This window comes from Marinimicrobium koreense, from assembly GCF_003762925.1.
Lineage (GTDB): Bacteria > Pseudomonadota > Gammaproteobacteria > Pseudomonadales > Cellvibrionaceae > Marinimicrobium > Marinimicrobium koreense.
Map to the genome: position 1 here is coordinate 1,975,359 of NZ_RJUK01000001.1, position 17,273 is coordinate 1,992,631.

At 61.0% G+C, this 17,273-nt stretch carries 17 protein-coding genes; 10 read left to right on the forward strand and 7 right to left on the reverse strand.

Annotated features, from left to right (window positions below; genetic code table 11):
• Nucleotides 1-118 precede the first annotated feature (118 nt).
• From EDC38_RS08630 to EDC38_RS08640, 3 genes are all read left to right on the forward strand, one after another.
• Complete coding sequence (locus tag EDC38_RS08630) at nt 119-904, forward strand: ComF family protein (protein ID WP_123638150.1); 786 nt, start codon at nt 119-121, stop codon at nt 902-904.
• Between the two features lie 123 nt (nt 905-1,027).
• Nucleotides 1,028-2,629 carry a glycoside hydrolase family 43 protein gene (locus tag EDC38_RS08635; protein ID WP_123638151.1) on the forward strand — a complete coding sequence of 534 codons (1,602 nt, stop codon included), beginning with the start codon at nt 1,028-1,030 and terminating at the stop codon, nt 2,627-2,629.
• 51 nt (nt 2,630-2,680) lie between these two features.
• Complete coding sequence (locus tag EDC38_RS08640; protein ID WP_123638152.1) at nt 2,681-3,667, forward strand: serine/threonine protein kinase; 987 nt, start codon at nt 2,681-2,683, stop codon at nt 3,665-3,667.
• A gap of 29 nt (nt 3,668-3,696) precedes the next feature.
• Here the strand turns inward: EDC38_RS08640 and hflC are convergent, their stop codons facing one another.
• From hflC to EDC38_RS08655, 3 genes are all read right to left on the reverse strand, one after another.
• Nucleotides 3,697-4,635 carry a protease modulator HflC gene (gene hflC / locus EDC38_RS08645; RefSeq protein WP_123638153.1) on the reverse strand — a complete coding sequence of 313 codons (939 nt, stop codon included), beginning with the start codon at nt 4,633-4,635 and terminating at the stop codon, nt 3,697-3,699.
• Nucleotides 4,635-5,645, reverse strand: coding sequence for an FtsH protease activity modulator HflK (gene hflK / locus EDC38_RS08650; protein WP_123638154.1), 1,011 nt, complete (start codon nt 5,643-5,645; stop codon nt 4,635-4,637). The genes hflC and hflK overlap by 1 nt, the downstream gene beginning before the upstream one ends.
• Nucleotides 5,646-5,740: 95 nt before the next feature.
• The gene (locus tag EDC38_RS08655; protein ID WP_123638155.1) at nt 5,741-6,460 is read right to left on the reverse strand and encodes a glycerophosphodiester phosphodiesterase; all 720 of its coding nucleotides are present in this window, start codon (nt 6,458-6,460) and stop codon (nt 5,741-5,743) included.
• A gap of 122 nt (nt 6,461-6,582) precedes the next feature.
• Between EDC38_RS08655 and EDC38_RS08660 the strand changes: the two genes are divergently transcribed.
• Nucleotides 6,583-8,010, forward strand: a complete 1,428-nt coding sequence (locus EDC38_RS08660) for a phospholipase D-like domain-containing protein (protein ID WP_123638156.1) — start codon at nt 6,583-6,585, stop codon at nt 8,008-8,010.
• Between the two features lie 38 nt (nt 8,011-8,048).
• Entirely contained in the window at nt 8,049-8,771 is a 723-nt protein-coding gene (locus EDC38_RS08665) for a DUF599 domain-containing protein (RefSeq protein ID WP_246004370.1), read from the forward strand.
• A 6-nt stretch (nt 8,772-8,777) separates the two neighbouring features.
• On the opposite strand, the gene EDC38_RS08670 is transcribed toward EDC38_RS08665, so the two are convergent.
• The gene (locus tag EDC38_RS08670; protein WP_123638158.1) at nt 8,778-9,662 is read right to left on the reverse strand and encodes a cation diffusion facilitator family transporter; all 885 of its coding nucleotides are present in this window, start codon (nt 9,660-9,662) and stop codon (nt 8,778-8,780) included.
• 122 nt (nt 9,663-9,784) lie between these two features.
• On the opposite strand from EDC38_RS08670, the gene cysE reads away from it, so the two are divergent.
• The 5 genes from cysE to EDC38_RS08695 all read left to right on the forward strand — a co-directional run bounded on the left by cysE (nt 9,785) and on the right by EDC38_RS08695 (nt 14,322).
• Nucleotides 9,785-10,585: a serine O-acetyltransferase gene (gene cysE / locus EDC38_RS08675; RefSeq protein ID WP_123638159.1), complete on the forward strand. Its 801-nt coding sequence runs from the start codon at nt 9,785-9,787 to the stop codon at nt 10,583-10,585.
• A gap of 1 nt (nt 10,586) precedes the next feature.
• Nucleotides 10,587-11,108, forward strand: a complete 522-nt coding sequence (locus EDC38_RS08680) for a DUF411 domain-containing protein (RefSeq protein ID WP_123638160.1) — start codon at nt 10,587-10,589, stop codon at nt 11,106-11,108.
• 643 nt (nt 11,109-11,751) lie between these two features.
• Nucleotides 11,752-12,126 carry a hypothetical protein gene (locus EDC38_RS08685; protein ID WP_024461112.1) on the forward strand — a complete coding sequence of 125 codons (375 nt, stop codon included), beginning with the start codon at nt 11,752-11,754 and terminating at the stop codon, nt 12,124-12,126.
• Between the two features lie 101 nt (nt 12,127-12,227).
• On the forward strand, nt 12,228-12,764 hold the full coding sequence (locus tag EDC38_RS08690) for a DUF6436 domain-containing protein (RefSeq protein ID WP_123638161.1): 537 nt from the start codon (nt 12,228-12,230) through the stop codon (nt 12,762-12,764).
• Between the two features lie 61 nt (nt 12,765-12,825).
• On the forward strand, nt 12,826-14,322 hold the full coding sequence (locus tag EDC38_RS08695) for a methyl-accepting chemotaxis protein (RefSeq protein ID WP_123638162.1): 1,497 nt from the start codon (nt 12,826-12,828) through the stop codon (nt 14,320-14,322).
• A gap of 26 nt (nt 14,323-14,348) precedes the next feature.
• On the opposite strand, the gene EDC38_RS08700 is transcribed toward EDC38_RS08695, so the two are convergent.
• From EDC38_RS08700 to pomA, 3 genes are all read right to left on the reverse strand, one after another.
• Complete coding sequence (locus EDC38_RS08700) at nt 14,349-14,921, reverse strand: HNH endonuclease (protein WP_123638163.1); 573 nt, start codon at nt 14,919-14,921, stop codon at nt 14,349-14,351.
• A 405-nt stretch (nt 14,922-15,326) separates the two neighbouring features.
• Nucleotides 15,327-16,310 (reverse strand): MotB family protein, encoded by a 984-nt coding sequence (locus tag EDC38_RS08705; protein WP_123638164.1) that lies wholly within the window; start codon nt 16,308-16,310, stop codon nt 15,327-15,329.
• A 13-nt stretch (nt 16,311-16,323) separates the two neighbouring features.
• The gene (gene pomA, locus EDC38_RS08710; protein WP_123638165.1) at nt 16,324-17,091 is read right to left on the reverse strand and encodes a flagellar motor protein PomA; all 768 of its coding nucleotides are present in this window, start codon (nt 17,089-17,091) and stop codon (nt 16,324-16,326) included.
• Between the last annotated feature and the right edge of the window lie 182 nt (nt 17,092-17,273).

The window sequence follows — 17,273 nt, forward strand, 5'->3', positions numbered from 1 at the left end:
TTACAGCGCCCTCGCCCACAGGGTCGCACCTCCGGCGGCCTGAGCCTTCGGGGCTGGACGTCAGCGGCCCGAGAAGTCATGATCTACCTGCAAGCCACCAACCAAAGGACTACCCCCCATGTGGAATGGATTGAAGTGGAATGGACTCAAGGGCCTCATGGCCACCCTGCCCCGGCTGCCCCGATCCTGTCTGCTGTGCTCGCAACCCGGTGCCGACCTGCTGTGCCCGGGGTGCGAATTCGATCTACCCTACCTCGCCCGCCACGACCATCAATGCCTTACCTGCGCCCTGCCGCTGTCGGTGGATAGCCGCTACTGTGGGTATTGCCTGCAGGCACCACCAGACTTTGAACGCTGCCGGGTCCTGGGAATCTACGACTACCCTCTGGACCACCTGGTCCACGCCTTCAAGTACCGCCACAAACTGGCATCGGGCCGGGCCTTGAGCGGATTGCTGGCCGGGCTGCTCAGGGCGGAGCGGGAGGAAGAGGGTGAAGAGACCTGGCCGGAGCTGCTGGTCCCGGTCCCCATGCACTGGACCCGTCGGCTAAAGCGCGGTTTCAACCAGACGGAACTGTTGGCCCACGACCTGGGCCGGGCGCTGAGTCTACCGGTGCTCAGCCGGGTGGCGCGAAGGCCGCAGCCGACCCGCGCACAACAGGGGCTGACCCGAACCGCCCGCATCCATAACCTGAGCCACGCCTTTTCCTTGAATCCCCGCACCGAAAAGCGCCTTGCGGGACGGCGGGTTGCCTTGATTGACGATGTGGTGACCACTACCAGCACCGTGCGGGCACTGAGCCGGCTTATACGGGAGGCGGGAGCCCGTTCAGTGGAAGTCTGGGCACTGGCCCGGACGCCGGAGTCGCCCCAGGCCCATCAAAGCACCCGATGTACCCGATAGCCTCGATCTATTTGTATTACCATATTACATCATGGTAGTTTGTTGAGCGTAAGTTCAATAAATACAACCTGGCGGGCGAACATCGCTTGTGGCGCTCCGCCTGATATCGCGAGGCAAAATACCATGACATCACGCAATACCAAGACCCCGGGGCTCCCCTTTCCGACCGCGGTCAGCGCGCTGGCCCTGAGTCTGTTCCTGACCGCCTGCGGCGGCGGTTCCGGTGGTGGCGAAACCCCGACGAATTCCGACGGCCCCGGTCAGGAGGCGCCTGAGAACAACGATAGTCCGGATCAGGAAACGCCAGAGGATGGCGGCCAGGACAGCCCTCAGGGATCGGTCAGTCCAACCTTTACCAACATCGCGGTCCACGACCCCTCGGTGACCAAGGTGGGCAGCGACTACTATGTGATTGGCTCGCACCTCTCCATGGCCAAAACGGATGACATGATGAATTGGGAGCGGGTCGCCGATGGCGTTACCCCCGCCAACCCCCTGTTTGACGACGTCACCGAAGAGCTGGCCGATGCCCTTGGCTGGGCCGATGCCGACACCCTTTGGGCGGCCGACATTATTCAACTGAGCGACGGCCGCTTCTACATGTATTACAACGCCTGTCGGGGCGATGCGCCCCAGTCGGCCATGGGGGTTGCCGTCGCCGACAATATCGAAGGTCCTTATGAGAATGTCGAAATCTTCCTGCGCTCGGGCTGGGAAGCGGACAGTGCACTCGAACCCGGTGCGGTGACCGAAGGCTATATCGCCGAGAATTACGACCCCCGTATTCATCCTAATGTGATCGATCCGCACACGTTCTACGATCATCAGGGCAACCTCTGGATGACCTACGGCTCATACTCCGGCGGTCTCTACATTATGGAAATGAACCCGGATACCGGCCTGCCCATGCCCGGTCAGAGTTATGGCAAGCATCTGATCGGCGGCAATCACAGCCGGATCGAAGCCCCCTACGTGCTGTACAGCCCCGAATCCGAGTACTACTACCTGTTCAGTTCCTTTGGCGGGCTGGACGCCGGAGGGGCCTACAATATCCGTGTCGCCCGCTCGCTATCCCCGGACGGCCCTTATCTCGACTACGAAGATAATGACGTGGCCGAGGTGAAGTCCGACCCGAGCTTGCCTCTGTTTGATGACGCCTCGATCGAAGACGGTGCAGTGAAACTGATGGGCAACTTCCAGTTTGCCGATGGCGGCAATGGCTACGTCTCCCCGGGACATAACTCGGCCTATTACGACGAAGGCCTAGGCAAACACCTGATGTTCTTCCACACTCGTTTCCCCGGACGCGGTGAACAGCACGAAGTCCGTGTGCACGAACTGTTCATCAATGCCGATGGCTGGCCGGTGGTGGCACCGCATCGCTATGTGCCCACGTCTGAGACGGACGAGACCATCGAGTCAAGCATCAGCGAAGCCGACGTACCGGGCACCTACGAGCTGGTCAACCACGGCCTGGACATCACCGCCCAGATCAAAAGCTCCGTGACCATCGAGCTGGAAGACGGTGGTCAAATCTCCGGCGAGGCCAGCGGTGACTGGATCCTCGGGGCGGACAACGCCATCACTGTAACCCTGGATGACGAAGGCACCTTCGAGGGCGTGGCCGCGCGCCTGTGGAGCCCGTCGGAACAGGAGTTTGTGGTGACCTTCAGTGCACTGTCGGTGGACGGTGTGGCCATCTGGGGCAGCCGCTCGCTCGACTGATCTCCCATCCGCCCTCCCATAACCGGTACAATGCCGGTTTGGGAGGGCACTATGAGCACATCCGCACATCCTTATGAAGCGCTCTCGCCGGATCTGGTCCTGGATGCGGTGGAAAGTAGCGGCTACCTGAGTGACATGCGCATTCTGGCGCTCAACAGCTATGAGAACCGGGTGTATCAGGTGGGCATGGAAGAGGGTCCGCCGTTGATCGCCAAGTTCTACCGCCCGGAGCGTTGGAGCGACGCGCAGATTCAGGAAGAACACGACTTTACCCGGGACCTGCTGGACCTGGAAGTGTCCGTCGTGCCCCCTTTACCCGATGTCGAAGGACACACCCTGCGCGAATACCAGGGCTTTCGTTTCGCCCTTTACCCCCGTCAGGGCGGCCACGCCCCGAATCTCGATGACTTCGACCAATTGCTGACGCTGGGCCGGGTACTGGGACGCATTCATGCCCTGGGCGAGGCCCGTCCGTTTGCGCATCGCCCGACCCTGGACGTCCAGAGCTTTGCGGTGGACAGTTACGAATTTCTGCTATCCGAGTCATTCATTCCCGAAAGTCTGCGCCCCTCCTATGAAACGCTGGGGGCGGATCTGATCCATCGCCTTGAGCGCATTTTTGCCGACGCCGAATACACCCCCATTCGCCTGCACGGGGACTGCCATCCGGGCAACATTCTGTGGCGGGATGATGCGCCGCACTTTGTCGACTTTGACGATGCCCGCAACGGGCCGGCGGTACAGGATCTGTGGATGCTGCTGTCGGGGGAAAGGGAGCAACAGACCGCACAACTGTCGGAAATCGTGGAGGGTTATCAGGAGTTCTGTGATTTCAATTTTGCGGAACTGAACCTGATTGAGGCGCTGCGCAGTTTGCGCATCATGAATTACAGCGCCTGGCTGGCGCGTCGCTGGCAGGACCCGGCATTTCCCAAAAGCTTCCCCTGGTTCAATACCGAACGCTATTGGGGCGAACACATTCTGGAGTTGCGGGAACAGTTGGCGGCTCTGGACGAGCCGCCACTGGCACTTTTCTAGAACTCTTCCAGAAAAACAGGCGGGCTCGCTTAACGCTCCTTGCTTTCCAGATAGCGGAAGAAGTCTGAGTCCGCCCGAATCATCAGTGTGGTGTTATCGCCCAGCGCCGAGTAGGTTTCCAGAGTGCGCAGGAACGCGTAAAACTCCGGATCCGCCCCAAAGGCTTCACCGTAAATTTTGATCGCTTCGGCATCGGCGTTACCGCGAATTTCCTCCGCGGTACGCGCCGCCTCGGAATTGATTCGGCGCAGCTCGCGCTCCATTTCACCGGTAATTTCCAGGCTGCGCCCCTGCCCCTCGGCACGGAAACGCTCGGCGATGGCCTGGCGCTCGGAAATCATGCGATTCTCCACTTGGCGGCGCACCGAATCGATGTAGTTCAGGCGCTTGATACGCACATCGATCAGTTCTATCCCCAGACTCGGGGTCATCTTGGCGGCGCTTTTGAGAATTTCCGCCTCGAGTTTTTCCCGCCCCAGTTTCGGCCGCTTGGTCAGGGCCACATCGTCCCGATCCTGTTCGACTTCGTCGAGGTCATCCACGTCCACATTCCAGTCACCGGAGCGGACAATCTCTTCGAGCTCGGTACCCGAGACAATATCCCGCACCACCGAATCGACAATATCATCCAGGCGGTTTCGACCGCCACGCTCGTCGCGCACGCTACGCAGGAACTGTAACGGATCAGTGATGCGCCAGCGGGCCGTGGTATCGACCTGAATGAATTCCCGTCCAAGGGTCGGAATCTGGGTGACGTCGCCGTCCCAGATCAACAGCCGCCGATCGAACCGGCGCACCTCCTGGATGAAGGGCAGTTTCCAGTGCAGGCCGGGCTCGCTGACCACGTCGCCCTGGGGCTCACCGAACTGGACAATGATGGCCTGCTCGGCCTCATCCACCACGTAGGCCGACGAAAATACGGTAACGGCAACCGCCGCCAGAATGATTGCAAAAATTCCACCTTTCATTATTTGGCCTCCTGGCGCGCATCGCGAATGTTCATCAGGGGCAAGGGGCCGACCTGATCGTCCTGAACCATCAATACCTGGCCGACCTTAGGCAACAAGCCGCCCATGGCTTCCAGATACAGACGCGAGCGGGTGACTTCGGGCACGTTCTGGTATTCCTCCAGCATGGCGCGGAAGCGGGCGGTTTCCCCGTAGGCTCGGTTGACCCGCTCGGTGGCATAGCCTTCAGCCTCAGCGATCAGACGCTGCGCTTCACCTTCGGCGCGGGGAATCTGCTGGTTGGCGCGCTTGGTGGCTTCGTTGATCATCCGCTCGCGCTCCTGTCGGGCTTCGTTCACTTCGTTAAATGCGGGGCGCACTGCCTGGGGCGGCACAACGTCTTGAAGCTCGACGGTAATGATGTGTAAGCCGGAGTTATAGCGATCCATGACCTGCTGAATTTCTTCACGCGCCAGTTGGGCGATTTCCACCCGCCCAACGGTCAGCACTTCCGAGCCGAGGCGGTTACCCACCACCCGACGCATGACGGATTCGGAAATGTCCCGCAGCGTGGTGTCGGGCTCGCGCTGCTGGTAAAGATACTTGATCGGATCCTGAATGCGATACTGCACCACCCACTCGACGTTGATCACATTGAGATCACCGGTCAGCATCGCCGACTCGCCGGTAAAATCCTGACTGGAATAACGACTGGCCTCATTGCCCCGCTGGCCGACAGTACGAAAGCCGAACTCCTGCTTGAGCACCCGGGCCGAGGCGACACGTTGTACTCTGTCGATTCCAAAGGGAAGTTTGAAGTGCAGGCCCGGATCGGTGATCGCCACCACTGCACCAAAGCGCTTGACCACTGCCTGCTGCTCAGGCTGAACAGTGTAAAAACTGGTAAAGCCGCCCCAGAGGATGAGGAGGGCGAGGGGAATCAGCAGGCCCAATCCGATTCCCGGAAGGCGAGGGAGATGCCGGGTGAGTTCGGCAAAATCATCCTTCAGATTCCTGTGTGAATTATTCATTGTCTGCTCCTTTCATGACCCGACGCAGTAAGCGCGCCGAGGCGGAACCTTAACAGAAGCGGTGGTCAGTGTCCCGCTTTGGGCGGGTCAGTCACTCATCCAGGGCGATAGTTGGTCAGCACCTCATCGACCCCGGACTCCAGCGCCCAATCGACCTCCCGCCCACTCTCCGGAAGAAATGCCAGCACCCGCCCTTGTCGGCGACGATAACGCTCCACCATGGCCGGGCGTAACAGGCGCACACCAGCCAGTCGGGGCGGTAGCGAGTAAGTGGCACCGGGCTGAATACCCGCCAGAGGCGGCAGCCCCGCCGCGCAGGCCAGTCCGGCGCGTCGACACTCGGGCATGGGCGCCATGCACTCGATCTCGGGCTGTTCGTCCAACAGCAGTTGCTGCTGACGAGGATCCCAGAACAGGAATCGGGCCCGTCCACTCAATAGCGCCTCACCTTCGCCTTGCCAGTGCTTTAGCAACAGCGCCAGGGTCCGCTCTCCGTATTCGGGCTTTATGTCGAGAATCCAGCGGTGCTGTCCGAATTCCTCCAGCCACTGGTCGAAAAACAACAGTGGCTCCCCTCCCGTCAGGCGAACCTGCTCAAGCTCGTGGCGGGTCGCTTCGGTCACTTTCAGTGGAAGCCCGGCAACCCGGCTCAGGTCTTCATCGTGGGCAAGCACCAGGTGCCCGTCCGCGGTGCTGCGCAGGTCGGTTTCCAGATGCGAAAACCCGGCATCCAACGCCGCCCGAAAGGCATTGGCCGTGTTTTCCGTGGCCCGGTCACACAGGCCACGGTGACTGATCCAGAGGGGGGCGGACATCAATCATTTCCTCCTGTTGTTCCGGGCAGGCCAATGGCGCCCAGGCGTGTCATTTTATTCTGCGGCCAATGCGGTAGCATAGGCACAGGACAGTATACCCCCGGACGCCCAACGGACCGCCTATGCTCTATTGGATAATTGCGCTTTTCCATCTGGTCGTGATGCCCATCGCCGCCGTGCACGCCCTGATTTACAAGCGGGATCACCGCGCGGCTCTGGGCTGGATCGGGGTCATTCTGCTTTTCCCCGTCGCCGGGCCGCTGCTCTACTTCCTCTTCGGGATCAACCGGTTGCGCACCAAAGCCCAGGTATTCACCGGCCACCACCTGCCGGTCATGTTCTTTGGTTACGACCGCACCAGCCCGCCCCTGCTGCTCAACCCCGATCCGCTGATCGACACTTTACCCAACCCGGATCTGGCCCGGGTGGGGAGCCGGGCAACCGGACAGCCCCTGCTGCCGGGCAACCAGGCCAACATTCTGATCAATGGTGAAGCCTTCTTCCCCGAGCTACTTCGGTCAATCGAAGAGGCCCGTCACTGGATTCTGCTGTCCACCTATCTGTTCGGACACCGGGGTGAGGCCAGGGAGGTGATTGATTCCCTGATCCGGGCCAAGGCCCGGGGTGTTGCCGTCTATGTGCTCGCGGACGGGGTCGGCACCAGCTATTCGTGGCGTATCGCCATTCGCGCGCTGCGCCGGGCCGATGTGAGCGTGGCCCTGTTCACGCCGCCCTCGCTGCTGCCACCGTCGCTGGATATCAACCTGCGCAATCACCGCAAAATTGCGGTTGTGGATCAGCAGGTCGGCTTTTTCGGTGGCATCAACATCGATGATCGGCATATGGTGGCCAACCCCGACAACCGCCACCCCACCGAGGATGTCCACTTCCGGGTGAACGGGCCTCTGGTGGCCGAGTTGACCCACCTGTTCTGCCACGACTGGGATCTGGTGACCGGCCGGAAGCCCGCGCTCACCGAGCTGCCCTGTCCCACGGCGGGCCGCAGCGTCTGCCGCCTGATTGATGACGGCCCCCACGACAACCTCAATCACCTGTCGATGACCCTGATCGGGGTATTTACGGCGGCCCGGGAGCGCATCCGGATCATGGTGCCCTACTTTCTTCCCAACCACGAAATGGTGGCCGCATTGCAGGCCGCGGTGTTGCGGGGGGTCAAAGTGGAGGTCATTCTGCCCGAGCGCAGCAACCTGCGCTTTGTCGACTGGGCGACCCGGAACATGCTCTGGGAGCTGTTGCTCTGGGATATGGACGTCTTTTACAAAGCGGCGCCGTTCGCCCACAGCAAACTGATTCTGGTCGACGATGCTTACGCCATGACCGGTTCCGCCAACCTCGACGCCCGCAGCCTACGCCTGAATTTTGAGCTGGGCGTAGAGTGGTTTGATGCGGACCTCACCCGACAACTGCACGCCCACCTCGACGAGGCCACCGCGCGAAGCCGGCGGATCACCCTGGCCGAGCTGGATCAACGCCCCCTCTGGCAGCGATTGCGCGATGCGTTTTTCTGGCTGTTTTCGAGCTATCTTTGACGTATGATTGAGGCACTTTCACGAGGTCCCTTCTGACAATGACTGCACATAACTGGCTGAACCTGTTGGCCGTCACCTGGTTTTTTGCCGTGTGGATTGGCTACGCCAGTTTCGCCCGACACCGTGCCCGGGTGTCCTACAGCCTGTCATCCGTACTGCAGATCTACCGCAAACGCTGGATGCATTCGATGCTGCGTCGGGACAACCGCATTGGCGATACCGCGCTGATCGCGGGATTGGAACGACAGACCACGTTTCTTGCCTCGACCTCGATTTTTGTGATCGCCGGTCTGATTACGGTTCTGGCGTCCATCGAACAGGTTCACGAAACCCTGACCGCACTGCCGTTTTTTAACCGGGAGATGACTTCCCGACAACTGCAGTTCAAGATCCTGTTATTACTGGCCATCTATGTGTACGCGTTTTTCACCCTGACCTGGGCCGTGCGCCAATACGGCTTCAGCTCCATTCTGCTGGGGGCCGCGCCACTGGCGAACGACACCGACATCACCGAGGAAGAGCGGGCCCGCTATGCCACCACCAGTGCGAAAGTCATTGATCAGGCGGGGCACAGTTACAACTACGGCCTGCGCGCCTATTACTTTTCGCTTTCGGTGCTGCCCTGGCTGTTCAATACCTGGCTGTTCATTCTGGCGGCGACGCTGACCGTGGCCGTTCTTTATCGGCGAGAGTTTCACTCCCGGCCGCTGCAGACGCTGGCCAACGAGGTGCGGGCGTCCGCCGATAGCGCCCACCGGTAATCCGCCTCAATGCTGCCGGGCATCGGTGCCGTGGCTGCCCACCGGCTCGATATGGACGGTCGCCACCACCCCCAACTCCGCCAGTCGGTGCTCCGCCGCATCGGCCAGGTCGTGGGCCCGGCGCACGGTCCAGTCGCCGGGCACCTGCAGGTCCACTTCGGCGAACTGCTGGGCGCCAGAGGCCCGGGTGCGCAGCCGGTGAAAGCCACAACTTTCCGGGGTCATGGTTTGCAGTGCTTGCTCAAGCTTCGTCAGGGTTCCGGGGCTCAGGGCCCGATCCATCAACCCGTTGGCGGACTTGGCCAGCAGCTGCCAGCCCTCATGAAGAATATGCAGCGCCACAGCAATCGCCACGACGGGGTCGAGCCACAGCAAGCCAGTCCACTTGGCCAGCCCGACGCCCAGCACCACCCCGACAGTCGTCCAGACGTCGGTCATCAAATGCCGTCCGTCACCTTCAAGCGCCGGCGAACGCAGTGCGCGACCGTAGCGTAGCAGCAGGCGGGCCACCGCCAGGTTGATCAGCGCGGCTCCCACCGACAGTCCCGTACCCAGATTAAGAGCCTGTAGAGTCTCTGGGTTCAGAAGTCGCTCGCCCGCCGCCACCAGAATGGCCAGCGCGGCCAGGAAAATCATGCCCCCTTCGAAGGCCGCTGCGAAATACTCGGCCTTGCCATGCCCAAAAGGGTGACCGTCATCCGGCGGGCGACGCGCGTATTGAAACATCGTCAGTGCAAACCCGGCCCCCAGAAGGTTGACCACAGACTCCAGCGCGTCTGACAGGTAACCCACCGAGCCGGTCAGTTGCCACGCCAGGGACTTCAGCCCCATGGTCGCCAGCGCCGCCGCCAGCGAGAGCCAGAGAATATGGTGAGCGTGCCATTTGCCCATTGTGTCCTTCCTGCCTTAATTTGCATTAACTGTATGGTAGCGGGGGTGGAAATCTCCGCGCCCAAGCCCAATAATGACCCAACAATACTCTGCAATGCACCCGAAACTCTACAGGATGGCCCATGACCGCCCAACTCGCCCCCGTCAGCAGTGACCCCGTATGGGAAGACATTCGCCGACAGACCCGCGCCCAAGCGGAGTCCGAACCGGTACTGGCGAGCTTTCTGCACACCACCATCCTCAACCACGACACCCTGGAAGCGGCCTTGAGTTTCCACTTGGCCAACAAGCTGGACAGCCCGGCCATGCCGGCCATGCTGATGCGCGAGGTCATTGAGCGGGCACTGGCGGACGACCCGGGTATTGGCGAGGCGGTGCGGGCCGACCTTCTGGCCATCAACGAACGGGACTCCGCCTGCGACTCATCCAGCACCCCCTTTTTGTACTTCAAAGGTTTTCATGCGCTTCAGGCCTACCGGGTCGCGCACTGGCTCTGGCAGCACGGCCGGGAAGCCCTGGCGCTGTTCCTGCAGAACCGTATTTCCGTGGTTTTCGCAGTCGATATTCACCCGGCGGCCCGCATCGGTCGGGGCATCATGTTTGACCACGCCACGGGCATCGTCATCGGCGAAACGGCGGTGGTGGAGGACAATGTCTCCATCATGCAGTCGGTCACCCTCGGCGGCACTGGGAAAGAGAGCGGCGACCGCCATCCCAAGGTCCGCAGAGGCGTGTTGATCGGTGCCGGGGCCAAGATTCTCGGCAATATCGAGATCGGCGAGTGCGCCACGGTCGGTGCGGGCAGCGTGGTGCTCAAGTCCGTTCCCTGTCGCAAAATCGCCGCCGGTGTGCCGGCCCAGATCATCGGTGACAGCCGCTGCCAGCAGCCGTCACGCACTATGGACCACCGACTGGATGACTGACATGTTCAAACACATAGCCGGCGCCTTCGCCCTGACGCTCGCCCTGACCGGTTGCGGAGAGTCTCCGGAGACAGAATCGAGCGCCAGCTCCGACAGCACCTCGGTCGCGCAGGATTCCGCTGCAACGACTGGGCTGACGGTCTACAAAAGCCCGACCTGCGGCTGCTGTGAAGACTGGATCACCCACATGGAGGGTGGGGGCTTTGAGGCGGCCATTGAGCATCCGAGCCGGATGGCGACCATCAAGGCACAATTGGGCATCGCTCCCGAGTACGCCTCCTGCCATACCGGTGTCTCTGAGGAGGGCTATATTTTCGAGGGCCACGTTCCGGCCAAGCTGGTCCGCCAGTTTCTGAACAGCCCACCGAAAAACGCTCTGGGGCTGGCCGTGCCCCGCATGCCGGTAGGCAGTCCGGGCATGGAGATGGGCGAGCGTTTTGACCCGTACGATGTGTTGTTGCTGAAGACCGACGGCAGCAGCGAGATTTATGCCCGGATTGAAACGCCCGAGCAGCAATACTGAACTGCCTGCACCATTTTAATGCACTGCACTGAATAATGATGCAAGGTGGTTCGTCGCGCCCGGCCCGGTGCGGGGTGAACCATTCCAAGACACGCCGTAAACCCATCCCTGGGGGCTCGGATCGCGGGTCCCCCGCTCTACGATCTTGGAATGGTTCACCCCGCACCGGGCCTCCGTGCCAGCATTAGCCATTGGGGCGTAGCAGGCCCATTTTTGGCTCATAGGGCCCTGAAGAAAAAGCCCTTTTAAGACACGCAGCAACCGTTAACCGACGGTAACGGCGGATGCGGCCTTTGGCCTTATCCGCCCTACGCAACTGCGTGCTATACAAAAACCCATGTGCCACTAGGTGGCACGGAGGTCCTCGGAGGAGGAAGCCCTTCCAGGACCGTAGAGCGGGGGACCCGCGATCCGAGCCCCGTGGACGCCCCACATGGATGTGGGAAGTGTCCCGAAGCGCCGGGAGCGCGAAGGGGACCGTATGTACGGCGTGTCCTGGAAGGGCTTCCTCCTCCGAGGACCGGACTTTCCCAAAAGCACCAAAACCCTAAAACACCAAAACCAAAGCAGTAAAAGCCCCACCATGGCCAGCTTTTTGCAGCATTCCTGATCGCCCCACACGTCACTACGACCGGAGACCGGAATGCAGTACACCAAACCCATGATTGAACTGGTGTTTGAGATTCGCCGGCGCGTGCCCGCCGATCTGAAACCTTCCGTCAAACTCGCCAACCCGGAACTTCTGGACGAACTGGTCAGCCACCATCGGCACAGCAAAGACGTCATATGTCAGACGCTTATCAAAGAACTGCTCCAACTGGCCGGAGACCCCTGGGACCACGCCCTGAACGATGCTCAACAGGACGCCGAGGAAGCCGAGGCCGCCGCCCGGCCGCGCAAGGTCACCAAAGTGTACCGAGGCCAGGTCACCCTGGAAGAAGCGCCTCCCAAAGAGAATCCCGACGCCCCACGAGAGCGCACCAAGCGGATGTATCGCGGGCAGGAGATTATCGACTGAGCCGGAATAGGGCCTTTTTGATCTATCGCAATGCTCTGACTATCACCTTTTATTACCCCCTGCTAATATGGCGCTTTGCCCCATTTGAGTGAGCGCCTCACTTGCCGTTTGACCACCTTCCCCCGATTCTCCGACGCCACTGGCTGGCCGCTACCATCACCCTGCTCTGGCTGGGTGTGACCGCCTATGGGTTTTGGTATTTCGAGTGGCAGTGGCAACGGCGCTTTGAAAATCAGCACGCCAGCTTTGACCTGACAGGTCGGCCTCCGCCCTCCGGCCTTCTGTCGCTGGAGGCTCCGCTAGTGGTGCACTTTGTGGATGCCGACTGCCCCTGCACCCGCTTTGCGGAGCCGCACATCGAAGCTGTCGACGCCCACCTTGATCCAGAGGTGCGCACAATGCGTATTTATGTGACAGATCCGCAAGCGGGGGCATTCGACTGGATTCCCGCCAGCCCTGCCGTTGCCATCTGGGACAGGCACGGTGAGCTGGCCTATGTTGGCCCGCACAGTGAGGGCGCGTTCTGCGGCCAAGGGGACGATCTGGTCGCGCGGGTCATGGGACATCTGCAAACCGGTAATAACCCCCGTTGGCTGAACCGCGAAGCTATCGGATGCTTCTGCACCTGGGAACTCTGATCTAACAGGCCCTCTTTTTTCGAGCTTGATCATCTCCTCCACCACTGAGCCCAACAACACCATGCCCATCACCTCAGACGATCTGCTGCACGAACACTACCAGCAAGCCGACCGGATCATGTTCCGCCTCGGTGCGATGCTGTTTGTCGCCAGCCTGATCATTGCGCTGTGGTATGACACCTGGGGCGCCGCACTGGTCATAGGAGGCAGCACGCTGGTGGCGACCTTCCTGCTGGTCCGGCTCGCCGCCGGGCAGGTGGTGACCCGGATCGCCCTGGGGGCCAGCCTGATGGTCTACTCAGCACTGCATATTCACCAGGCCCACGGCATGATCGAGTTCCATTTCGGGATTTTTGCCTTTATGGCTGCGCTGCTCTATTACCGGGACTGGATACCGATTGTGGCCGCTGCGCTCACAATCGCCGTACACCACCTGGGCCTGTTCGCGCTCCAGGACCGGGGCGCGACCGTCTGGGTCCTCCCCGATGCCGACGGACAGTGGTGGGTCATCTGGCTGCACGCGCTCTACGTGGTTCTGGAAGCGGCGGCCCTGATCTGGCTCTCGCTGCACGCTCGCCGCGATGCGGCCCAGGGGCTGGAGCTGGTTCGCTCGATCCGCCGCGCCACCCAGGCCGGGCATATCGACCTGAGAGAGGCGACCTCGGGGGAAGGAGAAACCCTGGAGCGTTATAACGGTTTTATCGACACTTTGCGTCAGCTGGTTGAACAGAGCCGCACGGTCAGTGAGCAGCTGTACCACCACGGGCAACAACTGAACGAGAGCACCATGGCCATCAGCGGTGAGCTGAACCAGCAGCGCGAACAGATCAACGATGTGGCCAGCGCCACCGAGGAGCTCTCCCAGACCGCCGGAGCCCTGACCGCCAGCGCCGAAAACGGCCTGGATACCACCGCGCAGGTGGCCGACGACTCGGCCCAGGCGCTGCAGGCCAGCGAGCGCAATGCCCAGGCCTTTGCCGCCCTGAGCGATGAAATCCGCGAAGCGGTAACGGTGATCAACTCGCTCAATGACGAATCCCGGGATATCGGCCGAGTTCTCGACGTCATTCAGGCGGTGGCGGAGCAGACCAACCTGCTTGCGCTCAATGCCGCTATTGAAGCCGCCCGTGCCGGCGAGCATGGTCGGGGCTTTGCCGTGGTTGCCGATGAGGTACGTACCCTGGCCAAGCAGACCCATGACTCGACCCGTGAAATTGGTCAGATCATTGAACAGTTGCAGCGCCGCAGTGAGCAGGCGGTGACGGCGATTGAAAGCAGCGAGGAGCAGTTGGCCCAGTGCCTTTCCAACAACTCGAATGTCCTGGCGGTGATACGCCGGACCGAGGCGGCTACCGAGTCACTGCAGACGATCAACCGGGGCATAGTGACCGCCACCCAGGATCAGGGGCGGGCCGCTGAGCAGATCAATCGGGCCATTGAAGAAATACTGTCCGCTGCGGAACGCAGCACACAGCGCAGTCAGGACGCGGCCAACGCCGGTCAGTCCCTGGAGCTGTTGTCCGAGCAGTTGCGGGACCTGCTGACCCGCTTTCGATGACCCCTTGGGTTCTGGGGTTCAGGACTTCAGGAGTCCAGACCGGCCCAGTCCCGGCGACGGGAAAACTGGGGCCGCAGAAACTCCATCTGATCACCCCGAATCCGGTCGCTGTTGATCAGCGCCAGGTACTCGGCGGTGTTGGGGCAGAATGGCAGGGCGAGCAGCTCCATACCGATTTCGGACAGCAGGTGGTTGCCTTTGTGTTGATTGCAGCGCTTGCAGGCGGTGACCACGTTATTCCAGCGGTCCCGGCCACCGCGGCTGATTGGGTGGACATGATCCCGGGAGAGGTGTTCCGCGGTAAACCAGCGGCCACAGTAGAGGCACTGGTGATGGTCTCGAGCAAAGAGGGCCGCATTGGTCAGCGGTGGGACGAGGCGCATGCGGGCGAGGCGGTTGCCGCCACAGGCGATGATGGCCGGCAGGTCAATCTGGGTACGCAACCCGGTCAGTCGGGAATGGCCGCCATAGACACGCCGGACGTGCCCGCCCAGGGTCCACTGCACCAGATCACGCGCATACAGGCACACCGCGTCTTTCCAGTGCAGCCACTCGATAGGCTGGCCGGCGATATTCAGTCGCAAAATACGCGCTTCCATCGACACCTCCAGGGGTCGCTCGGTGCGCTCTGGGCGGCCGACTGACTGCGGCAAAAAAGCCGCCAGCGTCCGGGGCGTACCGGCGATTGACGTCGTACCGATACCGTATAGCCTTACTATGACGCCATTATGTCAAAACTTCCACACTTTTTATTGACGCCGGATCAGGCTGCCCGGTTTGTGTAGCCCACTAAAAGAAACCCCCGCGATAAGGGGGTTATCGCGGGGGCTGCCAGCTACTTACAGGATGGGGCCCGTCCCGGGCCTGGTGGCGCGCTTCCTTTCAGTTCCGTGCCTTGCGTCCAGTGCCTGTATCCGTTAAAAGAGATTATGCGCCACCTGCCGGTCGAGCAATAGTGGCGAATGTCGGAAAGGTTTGTGCGAGATATCTCACAAACCGCAGGATCAGAAAATTTCCTCGGGCTCCAGATCAAACAGATAGTCAGGCGAAATATCCATATCCCGGGTGATGTTTTCCCCCTGATCCTGCAACAGTTCCCGCTCCTCGTCGTCCAGCTCCTGCTCCAGCCCCTGGCGGATCACCACCTCGACCCGTCGGTTCCTGGCCCGGTTGTCCGGGTTGTCATTCGGCGCCAGGGGCCGGGTGTCGGCAAAGCCGGTCACCTCGAAGCGATCCTCATCGATATAGTCGCCGCGCATCAGTTGGTGCGCCACGGATACCGCCCGAGCCGACGAAAGCTCCCAGTTGGAACGGAAGCGGGCCGAATTGATGGGAATATTGTCGGTGTGCCCCTGAACCTTGATACGCCCCGGCTGGAGCATCAGTACCGCCTGAATTTCGTCCAGAACATCAAAGTAATCTTCCGCCAACTCCGCCGACCCGGAGCGAAAAGACCCCTGCTCCCGAATCCGGATGATGATCTGACGCCCACGGGTTTCGATTTCAATCTGCCCGGAGGTGATCTGCGGCTGCAGACGCGCCGCCAGGGCCATGGCATCCTGCTCGGTTTCCCGGATCAGTTCCTCCAGCCGCTGCTTCAACTGCTCGCGCGCCGAGTCTTCGTATTCCGGCTCGCCCTGCTGGATATCAAACTCCTCGGCGCAGTAGACTTCCAGACTCATCTGGGTGGTGTCATCGGTGCTCTGGAAAATTTCGTTGATTGGAGTCGGCTCAGGCTTCCCCGGGCTGAACTCCTGGGCGATGATGCTGGTGCCTTTGGGCACCTCGTTGACCTGGAGCTCGGTCTGAACCCCGAACGCCTGCGCCAACGAGCCGGCCAGGCGCTTGAACTTCATGGCGTCCATTTCGGAAAACGAGAGCAGCAGTACAAAGAAGCACAACAAGAGCGCCATCAAATCGGCAAAGGTCGCCATCCAGGCAGGGAGGCCTGCGGCCTGACGTTTTTTACGGGGCGTATCGTCATCCATATCCTACTCCCCCTCAGGCGGCATCCGTGTCCGCGACGTCCCGCTTCCGCTCGGGCAAGTAGGTGCGCAACATGGAATCGATCACCCGCGGGTTCTGGCCGCTCTGAATGGCCAGCAGGGCATCGATGATCAGGCTCTGCACCAGTACCTCCTCATCCGCGCGCAACTTGAGCTTATCGGAAATGGGCAGGAACACGGCGTTGGCGAGCAGAGAACCGTACAGAGTGGTCAGCAGAGCGATGGCCATCGCCGGACCGATGGCTTTGGGGTCTTCCATATTCGACAGCATCGCCACCAGACCAATCAGGGTACCGATCATGCCCATGGCCGGCGCCACATCCCCGAGTGCGCTGAAAATGGACGCGCCCTTCAAATGGCGATCCTCCGCCAGGTAGCGATCCTTGGACATCATCGCCTTGACCACCTCCGGGTCGTGGCCGTCCACCAGCAACTGAATGCCTTTCTGCAGAAAGTCGCTGCTGACCTCCTTACCTTCCAGGGATAAGAGACCGCCTTTGCGCGCTGCGTCGGCCAGTTCGACAATCTCCTCGATCAGTTCCGCCGGGTCCGTGCTTCGATAGACAAAGCTCTTGGCGGCCACCTTGGTGGCACCGAAGAACTGCCCCAGACTGAACTTGGCCATTACGGCGAATACGGTGCCCCCGACCACAATCAACAGGGACGGCGCATTGACGAATATCATCAGGTCGCCGGACAGCACCATGGAGGCGACGATCAGACCAATTGCGCCGATGATCCCTACGAGGGTTGCTAAATCCACTGGTGGCTCCTCACACTAGGCTGAAACGGCGGATACGCCGTGTTGAATCTGCGGTAAAACCTGCATCTTAGCAGCAGTCGGTTTATAATTGCGCCCTTTATCACCACAGACATCCCGCCAGGAGTCTATCGGCCAATGCCGGAAAATCTTCACCTCGACCCTGGCCCAAACGACAGGTGCCC